We start from the raw sequence: 9233 nt of genomic DNA, 5'->3' as shown, positions 1-9233 counted from the left end.
CTTCAATTACGGCCGCGGTTCCGACATGAGCGCACCCGCGGCCGCCGGCGACGGTTTCCTGATGCGCCAGGGCTACACCATGATGTGGTCAGGATGGCAGGGCGACCTAATCGACCGCGGCAACAACGTGGTCGCCTACCTACCCGAGGCGCTCCAAAACGGGCGGCGCTTGCGCGGCACGGTGCGCCAGGAATTCAGCACCATCGCTCCGGGCGTCCTTTCCATGGGAGTCAGCGCGGGGGCGGAAAACGGCCATAACGTGCAGCCCTACCCGGTGCTCGATCGCGCCAGCGCGACGCTGACGATGCGCGAGCATGAACGCGACCCGCGCATGCCGGTGCCGGCTTCGGAATGGGAGCTGGCCCAGGCCGAGCTCAAGGACGGCCAGGTCGTGCTTACCCCCTCGGTCAACGATCTCTATATCAAGGGCGGCTTCAAACCCGGCTGGATTTACGAGTTTATCTACGAGACAGAAGGCTCCAAGGTGATGGGGTTGGGCTTTCTTGGGGTGCGCGACCTGATCTCCTTCGTTCGCTTCGGCCAGCGCGACAGTGCGGGCAATCCCAATCCGCTGGCAGGTTACGTCGACAAGGCTTATGCCACCGGCGTATCGATGGGCGGCCGGGTCCTGCGCCAGTACGTCTACGAAGGCTGGAACCAGGATAGCCAGGGCCGCAAGCTGTTCGATGGGATGCATAGCCATACCGGCAGCGGCCGTCTGTTTCACAACACCCGCTTTGCCCAGGTCGGCCGCTATCCGCGCCAACACGAGGAGCATCAATGGCCGGCCGAGTACTACCCCTTCAGCTACAACACGGTACCCGACCCCTTCAGCGACAAGGTTGACGGCCTGTGGAAGCGGCCGGCTACCGATCCGCTGATGATTCATCTGCATACCGAGGGCGATTACTGGGTGCGTCACGTCTCGCTCACCCATACCGATCCGCGCGACGGTAGTGATCTGGAGATTCCCGAAAATGTGCGGATGTACCATCTGACCGCCTCGCCGCACATGGCCCGGCCGATAACCGACACCATCTGGATTGGCCAATTGACCCCCAACGATATGTCAGCCGCGCCCTACCGCCGCGCGGTGTTGGTGCTGCTCGACCAGTGGGCTACCAACGGCACGCCGCCGCCGCCCACGATGCTGCCGCGGCGCTCCGATGGCACCCTGGTCGAGGCCGAGAAAGCGCTGGCGGCTTATCCCAGGATTCCCGGGGTCAAGCTGCCCGCCGGCCCCAGCCGCTTGCCCAAATACGACTACGGTCCCGAGTTCGACTCCCGCGGCATCATGAGCATCTTTCCCCCGCGCGCGGTTCCCGGCCAGGAATATCCCCTGGCGGTGCCGATGATCGACCAGGACGGCAACACGCTGGCCGGCCTGCGCTATCCCGATGTCGAAGTCCCGCTGGGCACCTACAATGGTTGGTCGCTGCGCAAGGCCGGCTTTGCCGAAGGCGACCAGTTCTGGAATACCGGCAGCTTCGTCCCCTTCGCCCGCACCAAGGCCGAGCGGCTGGCCAAGGGCGATCCGCGTCTGTCGATAGAGGAGCGCTATCCCAGCCACGAGGTTTATGTCCAGAAGGTGGCTGCGGTCTGCGAGCGCCTGGTCGGCCAGCGACTAATGCTGCGCGAGGATGCCGAGCGGATGGTGCGCGCCGCGCGCGAGCGCAATCCGCTGGATCCCTCGGTCGCGCTGGGACCCCTCGTGCGTGTGCTAGTGGCGCCGGGCGGCGAATAGGACTATCGGTCGTCGCTTGCGCGGAGAAATTTTTCTGCGGCCTGAATTTAAGCCCAACCCTCGAGGCAAGGAAAGGTAGATCTCGCAATTGTCAGAGAGAATGCGATGCTATAGGCTTCGCGCCAAGCGCAAGCTTGACGCGATTAGGACACCATGAAAGCAGCTCTATTTTGTACTACCCGCTATGACGGGCCGGCATCCCATTCGGTGTGGCCCGCGCCGGGCGACACCTACGATGCGCAGTGGGCCGAGCGCTCGATGCAAACCACGCTAGAGCGCTTCCGGCTTGCCGACGAAGTCGGCTTCGATTGGGTCACCGTCGCCGAGCACCATTTCGCCCCTTTTTCGATGACGCCCAATCCGATGGTGATGGCGGCGGCGCTAACCAACGTGGTGAAACGGGCCAAGGTGGCGATCCTCGGACCCGATATCCCGATTCTTGATCCGGTGCGCGTGGCCGAAGAGATCGCGATGGTCGATACGCTGACCCAAGGGCGGGTGGTCGCCGGGCTGATGCGCGGTTCGGTCAACGAATACGTGACCTACAACACCAACCCTTCGGAATCGCGCGAACGCTTTGAGGAATCGCTGCAACTGATAAAGATGGCCTGGAGCGAGAAGCAGCCCTTTGGCTGGCAGGGACGCTATTACGAATATCGCACGATTTCGATCTGGCCCCGCCCGGTCCAGGAGCCTCATCCCCCGATTTATATTTCCACCGCCAGTCCCGAGTCCGGCGAATTCGCCGCCCGCCTGCATCTGGGCGCCGGCTTCGCCTTCACCACGGTGCAGATCGCCAGCCAAGCCGCCAAATACTATCGTGACCAGTGCCGGCTCAACGGATGGGAGCCCAGCGCGGAAAACATTATCTATCGCCTGGCGATGCACGTGGCCCCCACCGACGAGCAAGCGATCGAGGAAATGGGTGCGGCCGGAGGTGGCCTACCCTCGGTGGGGCTGAGCTTTCGCAATCGCGCGGTTGAGAGCGCGGTTGCGACTAGCGGTTATTATGGGCGCGATATCGAGACCCAGCGCGCCCGCCTGCAATCGCGCGGCGCGCTAATGGAGCGAATCGACAAGGGGCAGGTGCTGGTAGGCGCTCCCGATACCGTGCTTGGGCAGATTAAACGCATCCGCGAGATTCTCGGCGCCGGTATCCTCGACATGGTGGTGGCTTCCCAACTGGGCGACAAGGCCACCCGTGCGATCGAACTGTTTGGCACCAAAGTGCTCCCGCGCATGCAGGAGCTGTAGTCGGCGCCCCAATCTGTCGTGCAGAAAAAGGTTTAGTTGATGCCAGATCAGCAATCGGATGGTTCAGCCCCAGCCGGGGTGGAATTCTCGGAGTCTTTCGTCGAGGCCGACGGCTTTCGCATACGCTATCGCCAGGCAGGGAGCGGAGAGGTCTTGATCTGCCTGCATGGCGGCGGTGGCTTGCGTATTTCCCGCGCCCATGAGCTGCTGGCCCACAGCCGCCGCCTGATCGCCTTCGAGATTCCCGGCTTCGGTCAGTCACCGGTCAACGACCGCTCGGCCTCAATGGAGGAGTTGGCAGGCACGATGAATGCGGCAGTGGCCGCGCTGGGCATCGACCACTATTCAATCATGGGCAACTCCTTTGGCTCCAAGGTTGCGCTGTGGATGGCGATCCTGCGGCCGCAGGTGGTCAAAGCCGTGGTCGTGGTCGGTCCCGCCGCCATTCGCTTGCCCCGTCAGGGGCCGCCGCCGGGCCAACTCGCCCCCGAACGGGCCGCCGAGTTGCTCTACGCCCACCCCGAGCGCCAGCCGCCGATTCCACCACTGGCGCCTGAAATCGTGGCCAAGCAGATCGCGTTGTCCACGCGATTGCTTGGTCCGCCCCGCGATGAACCCTTCGAGGCTCGCCTGCGCGAGCTGCAGATGCCGGTCCTGGCTCTGTTTGGTACTCACGATCGCGTGACCCCACCCGCCGGCGCCCATCTGTTTCGCGAGATCCTACCCAACTGCCACTTGGTGATGGTCTACGACGCCGCGCATGGAATCGACGCTGACCGCCCCGAAGCAGTGGCGGCGCTAGTCGAGGACTTTCTCAGTCGCGGCGACGGCTTTCTGGTGCGGCGCAGGAGCGGCCTGATTTATCCATAAACAGGGGGGCCAGGCTTCCGGCGCGGGCAACCCTGGACAATTTCTCGGCGAGGGAGCTTTATTTGAGACATCCCGGTCGATAAGCCATCTTGAGGCGACCGGAGGGGTTTGGCATGGCCGAGACAACCGCTGACGCGATGGCTCATGAGTTCGATATCGAGGAAGTCGAATACCTGCGCCACAACGGCGAAGCGCTGATTGCCCGCCTGTTCAAACCGCGCGGGCGCGGCCCCTTTCCGGCCGTGATTGATGCTCATGGCGGGGCCTGGTGTGGCGGCCATCGAACCAACAACGATCCAATTAACGCAGCGATGGCGCGGGCGGGGGTGGTGGTCGCGTCGCTGGATTTTCGCGTCCCGCCGCAAGCCTGCTATCCGGGCTCGGTGGCCGACCTTAATTACGGGATTCGCTGGCTGAAGGCGCATGCCGCGGACTTGGGCAGCGCGCCGCAGATGGTGGGCGCGATGGGAACTTCCAGCGGTGGCCATCTGGTGGTGCTGGCGGCGGGTAAGCCCGAAGATCCCCGCTACCGCGCAATCCCGATGATGGGCAATGAGGCGCTCGATGCTCGGGTCGCTTTTCTGATCGTGACTTGGCCGGTAATAAGCCCATTGGGGCGTTATCAATACCTGAAAGAAGCCGAGGGGATAGCACGGCTGGGGCGCGCGCGGGCTCAATCGATGATCGCCAATCACGACCGCTACTGGTTAAGCGAAGCCGCGATGGCCGAGGGCGATCCGGGACTGGCGCTGGAGCGAGGCGATCCGATGGAGCTGCCGCCCCTGCTTTACGTACAGAACCCCGACGATCCACTCCATCCGCGCGCCAACCTGGAGCGCTTCGTCGCCGCCTATCGCAAGGCCGGCGGCGAGGTCGAGATCCAGTGGTTCGAGGGGGATAACTACGACCTGTTGCGCAGCGACGCCGATGCGCCAGCGGCCCAACGCGCGCTGCGCGCGATGAGCGATTTCGCCCATCGCCACGCGCGCCGCCAATAAACCTGGGACATCTCGTCCCTTCAGGAACGGCCCGGCGCCCGTTGAGCTGCACGCGCTGCGGTCACGATTGTATACAAACAATATTCTGTCGGGCGCGCGGCGGACTCGAAATCCAAGCCGTGCGGCCGTAAATTTGCCCGACTCTGAATCCGGTCCCACCCAAAGCCTATCGCCACGATGCGCCAGCCCCCGGCCAGGTCTAACCGGCCTGACCTCGGTTTCTGGGAGCGCGGCCTCAGCTAATCGGACCCGGCAATCTCACTCAGCTTTGCGCGCCGGCGTGGCGACCCGCGATATAGCCCTGGCAAGTGGCGCGCGCTAGGCCGTGCAGGCTGAAGCCGCCCGCGGTCTCGCCAGCGGAGTAGAGCCCCGCAATCACCTGCCCTGACATATCGATTACCTGGCAATGGCGGTTGATGCGCAGGCCGGCGCGGGTGTCATGGATCACCGGCGTGGCCCAGGCGGCATAAAACGGCGGGGTAGCGATCTTGTAGCGTGGCGCGGGCTTACCGAAATCCAGATCGGTGCCGCGGTCGACAAATGAATTGTAGCGAGTAACGGTTTCGATCAGGTTTTGCGCAGGCATTACTATTCGCTGATAGCGCATCACGATTTTGCCCGCTAGCTCCTCCAGGCTGTTGGCGCTGAAGAAAAAACCCTCGGGATCGACGTGCGGTGGCCGCGGATCCCAGTGCTCGCGGCGCACCGCGTCGGCGTCGAAGATCGCCCAGATCGGACCGCCGCCGTTGTGACCGTCGCCAACGCCGGCCAAGGCGGCATCGATAAAGTTGTTGGGACGCCAGCGGATGTTTTTCGCGTTGAGATAGCTGTAGGAAGTGTACGGATCGATCTTATCATAGGCGTTGGCGGTGAATTGCGGCCCGGTTTCGTCGTAGAACCGCCGGCCCAGCATATTGACCAGGATCAGGTCCTGCCAATCGCGCACCTGCAAACCGATGGCCCGCGCGCGAGAAAACACCTCGCTGCCCGGATACCAGCGCAAATGAACGTAGCCGTACTGGCATCCGACCGCGCCCGGCTTGGTGATGTTGGAGCCGAATTCCCCGGTCTGATTGGCCAGTCCCCATAGCGAGGCGCCCACCGCCATCGCCGCCAGTTCGCCGCTGGCATCCTGATTGGACCACGGCATCCCCGCGATGCCGCAGTATTCCTCGGTCAGGCGCGGGTCGAACATGCGGCGGAAGTTGACATTACCACTGGAACCGCCCGTGGTCAGGATAACCGCCTTGCGCGCGCGCAAATGAAGCTGCTCCTCACCGTGATCCACGGTGAGGCCGAGCACTTTGCCGGCGTGCCCCTCGCGATGCAGCGCGGTCATCTTGTGCCCGAGCAGAATGCGTACGCCAGCCTGCGCGGTGGCCACCGACAACGGATGCATCAGGCCGTTGCCGGAGGAAAGCGTGGCGCGCAACGGCGCGGGAGCGGGCTTGCCGGTTTGCACCATCGGCCAATCCATCACGGCGCAATGGGCCTCGCGCGGCGCCGAATTGCCGACCGATTCGCCGCCGAAATTGTCGGGCGGCTTATCAACGAACTTCACCCCGTGGGCGTGGAGGAAATTAAAGGTCGCCACGCTATGGTCGGCGAAGGCGCGAATAATCTCACGGTCGTTGAAACGATAATCGGCAGCGCCGTTGGGTTCGACCACCGACCAGTCGGTGAGATCGCGAAAGACCAGGTCGGGAGAGTCGACGATACCATATTTCTTTTGCAGCGGAGTACCGCCACCCAGAGGCAAGTTGCCGCCGCTGCAAATACCGTGGCCCCCGAGATGGTGCTCCGCTTCCACCAGGATCACCGTGGCGCCCGCCTCGCGCGCAGCGATCGCCGCAGGCAGCCCGCTGGCGCCACCGCCCACCACCACGACGTCGGCTTCGGCGGCCCATTTCAGGCCGCCGCGGTGCGCGGCCATGCCGGGGCCCGCAAAGCCCAGCGCCCCGGCCAAGGTTGCAAGCCCGCCCCCACCCAGCAACTGACGCCTGCTCAGCGCCATGGCGACCTCCGCCGCTCGCACCTGACCCGAGCGCGAGCACGCGCCATTGTCGCATCGGCGGTGGCTTTTCTACAAATGCGGGAAAGGAGCCAATCGCGATGGCTGGCCCGGATGGCGCGACCGAAAGGAAGCTTGACGCGGTCACAGGCCTATTCTAGTAGAGAACAAGTCCAGCTTGATTAATTTGACAGCGTGTGGGCGTCGATTCAGCCGCACCCAATGGCGGCTGGCCGGAGGTTTGTGCGATGGAAAAGGTGCTGGCGGCCTTGAGAGTGGGCCCGGGCAAAACCGAAATTCGTGAATATCCGATGCCGGAGGTGCCCGAGGACGCCGCCCTGCTGAAGATGGCGGTGGCCGGGATTTGTGGCACCGATGTTAAACTCTATCAGCATCCGCCCTCCGCCGCGCCGGTTATCATGGGGCACGAGAACATCGGTTATATCGCCAAGGCTGGCCGCGAATTCACCCGGCGCAAGGGCTTCAAAGAGGGCGACCTGGTCTTCGTCGAGCATTACGTAGCCTGCGGCAAGTGCGAATGGTGTCATCTGGGCCAGTATCGCCATTGCGAAAACACCGATTGGCGCAATAATCCCGACTCGATCCGCTATGGCTATACTCCCGCCGACAAGGCGCCCTATCTATGGGGCGGTTTCGCCCAATACGTCTATTTGCCCTGGAACGCAGTGGTCCATCGGGTACCCGACGGAGTGACTCCGGAATTGGCCGGTCTGGTCACGCCGATGGCCAACGGCGTGGAATGGTCGCTGTTCGAGGGCGGAGTGGGCTACAACTCCACCGTGCTGATCCAGGGGCCAGGCCAGCAGGGACTGTCGCAGACTGTGATCTGCAAACAGGCAGGTGCTTCGCTGATTATCGTCACCGGCACGAGCAAGGACGAGGCGCGGATGAAAGTCGCCAAGCTCCTGGGCGCCGACTATGTAATCGACGTGCAGAAAGAAGACCCGCTGGCACGGATCATGGAAATTACCGGCGGCAAAGGTGTGGACGTCTCGCTGGATTGCACCGCGGGCGCGGGGACAACCCCGATCCTGCTGGGCATCGATGCGCTCAAGCGCAAAGCCGGCACCATCGTGGTCCAGGGCGAACTTGAGCAGTTCCCCAACTTTCCGCTGGCCAAGATGACGGTCAAATACGTCACCCTCAAGAGCGCGCGCGGCCACAGCTATAAGGCCTGCGAACTGGCCCTGCAGCAACTCGCCTCCAAGCGCTTTCCGCTGGAGCTGGTGACGACCCACACCTTTGGTTTGAAGGACGTGGATCTCGCCATCCGCTCGGTGGGTGGCCAAGGAGTCAAGGACGTGATCCACGCCTCGCTGATGCCCTGGCAATAAGCCTCGCAGTATTCTCATAGGAGTGTAGCGCTTATGGCCGATCTCAAGCTGAAAACCGTAACTCGCACGCAAGGCAACAACCAGGCCCTCAAGGACGGAACGGTCAAGCCGCGCACCTTCAGCTTCGATTTCGTGGAGATTCCGGTCCTGGTCGACGGTTTCCGCCGGATGGTGCGCGGGCTGGAATTCGATATTTCCGAGATGGCGATCACCACCTACATCTGCGCGCGAGCGCATGGCAAGCCCTTTACCGCGGTCCCGGTCTTCCTGGTACGCGGCTTCCATCACGGCGCCATTCTGTACAATACCAAGGCGGGAATCCGCTCTCCCAAGGATTTGGAAGGCAAGCGGGTCGGAGTCAATCGCGGCTACACCGTCACCACTGGAGTGTGGGCTCGCGGTATCCTACAGGACGAGCATGACGTCGACCTGAGCCGCATTACCTGGGTGCTCTCGGGCGACGAACACGTGGAGGAGTATCGCGCACCCGCCAACGTCGTACCCATGGAGAAGGGCAAGAAGATGGCGGATATGCTGGTGGCAGGCGAGCTGGCCGCCGCGATCGGGGTGGAGGTGGACCATCCCGACGTCAAGCCGCTGATTCCCAACGGCCTGGAAGCTGGTCTGCGCGCCCTGCAACGCAACGGCCATTACCCGATCAATCACACCGTGGTGATTAAAAACGAGCTGTTGGCGGCTTATCCCGAGTTGGCAGCCGACGTGTTCGATACTTTTTCCCGCTCCAAGCAGCTCTACGTTGAGCGACTTAAAGCGGGCAAGATCGAGAAACCCACCGAGATCGATGAGATGCATCGTCGAGTCATGGAGCTAACCGGGGCACCGCTGCCCTACGGGGTCGAGCCCAATCGCAAGGTGCTGGAAGAGCTGATCCGCCACGCCGTAACCCAGCGCATTATCGATCGCTCGGTGGCAGTCGAAGAGCTGTTCGCGCCGAGCACGCGCGCTCTCAGCAACTAGCGGGCAGGTTTGACAACCCCAAC

7 protein-coding genes are annotated in these 9233 nt (G+C 63.1%); 6 read left to right on the top strand and 1 reads right to left on the bottom strand.

Going from position 1 to position 9233, the window contains the following annotated elements; genetic code table 11:
- The 4 genes from VKV28_12195 to VKV28_12180 all read left to right on the top strand — a co-directional run.
- A partial coding sequence (locus tag VKV28_12195; GenBank protein HLH77558.1) for an alpha/beta hydrolase domain-containing protein occupies positions 1-1744 on the top strand: 1744 nt, incomplete at its 5' end.
- Positions 1745-1897: 153 nt separating this feature from the next.
- Positions 1898-2998 (top strand): LLM class flavin-dependent oxidoreductase, encoded by a 1101-nt coding sequence (locus tag VKV28_12190; protein ID HLH77557.1) that lies wholly within the window; start codon positions 1898-1900, stop codon positions 2996-2998.
- A gap of 39 nt (positions 2999-3037) precedes the next feature.
- Complete coding sequence (locus VKV28_12185) at positions 3038-3868, top strand: alpha/beta hydrolase (protein ID HLH77556.1); 831 nt, start codon at positions 3038-3040, stop codon at positions 3866-3868.
- Positions 3869-3981: 113 nt separating this feature from the next.
- Positions 3982-4866: an alpha/beta hydrolase gene (locus VKV28_12180; GenBank protein HLH77555.1), complete on the top strand. Its 885-nt coding sequence runs from the start codon at positions 3982-3984 to the stop codon at positions 4864-4866.
- 262 nt (positions 4867-5128) lie between these two features.
- Here the strand turns inward: VKV28_12180 and VKV28_12175 are convergent, their stop codons facing one another.
- Positions 5129-6880: an FAD-dependent oxidoreductase gene (locus VKV28_12175; GenBank protein ID HLH77554.1), complete on the bottom strand. Its 1752-nt coding sequence runs from the start codon at positions 6878-6880 to the stop codon at positions 5129-5131.
- A 245-nt stretch (positions 6881-7125) separates the two neighbouring features.
- Between VKV28_12175 and VKV28_12170 the strand changes: the two genes are divergently transcribed.
- Positions 7126-8232 carry an alcohol dehydrogenase catalytic domain-containing protein gene (locus VKV28_12170; GenBank protein HLH77553.1) on the top strand — a complete coding sequence of 369 codons (1107 nt, stop codon included), beginning with the start codon at positions 7126-7128 and terminating at the stop codon, positions 8230-8232.
- Positions 8233-8265: 33 nt separating this feature from the next.
- Complete coding sequence (locus VKV28_12165; GenBank protein ID HLH77552.1) at positions 8266-9210, top strand: ABC transporter substrate-binding protein; 945 nt, start codon at positions 8266-8268, stop codon at positions 9208-9210.
- Positions 9211-9233 lie beyond the last annotated feature (23 nt).

This window comes from Candidatus Binataceae bacterium (genome assembly GCA_035294265.1).
Classification (GTDB): Bacteria; Desulfobacterota; Binatia; order Binatales; family Binataceae; genus DATGLK01.
This window is presented reverse-complemented; position numbering and strand designations above follow the sequence as displayed.

What these genes read in the sequence shown, in the direction of transcription:
- VKV28_12190 (HLH77557.1), top strand. Translation starts at nt 1,898, where the DNA reads ATGAAAGCAGCTCTATTTTGTACTACCCGCTATGACGGGCCGGCATCC.
- VKV28_12185 (HLH77556.1), top strand. Translation starts at nt 3,038, where the DNA reads ATGCCAGATCAGCAATCGGATGGTTCAGCCCCAGCCGGGGTGGAATTC.
- VKV28_12180 (HLH77555.1), top strand. Translation starts at nt 3,982, where the DNA reads ATGGCCGAGACAACCGCTGACGCGATGGCTCATGAGTTCGATATCGAG.
- VKV28_12175 (HLH77554.1), bottom strand. Translation starts at nt 6,880, where the DNA reads ATGGCGCTGAGCAGGCGTCAGTTGCTGGGTGGGGGCGGGCTTGCAACC.
- VKV28_12170 (HLH77553.1), top strand. Translation starts at nt 7,126, where the DNA reads ATGGAAAAGGTGCTGGCGGCCTTGAGAGTGGGCCCGGGCAAAACCGAA.
- VKV28_12165 (HLH77552.1), top strand. Translation starts at nt 8,266, where the DNA reads ATGGCCGATCTCAAGCTGAAAACCGTAACTCGCACGCAAGGCAACAAC.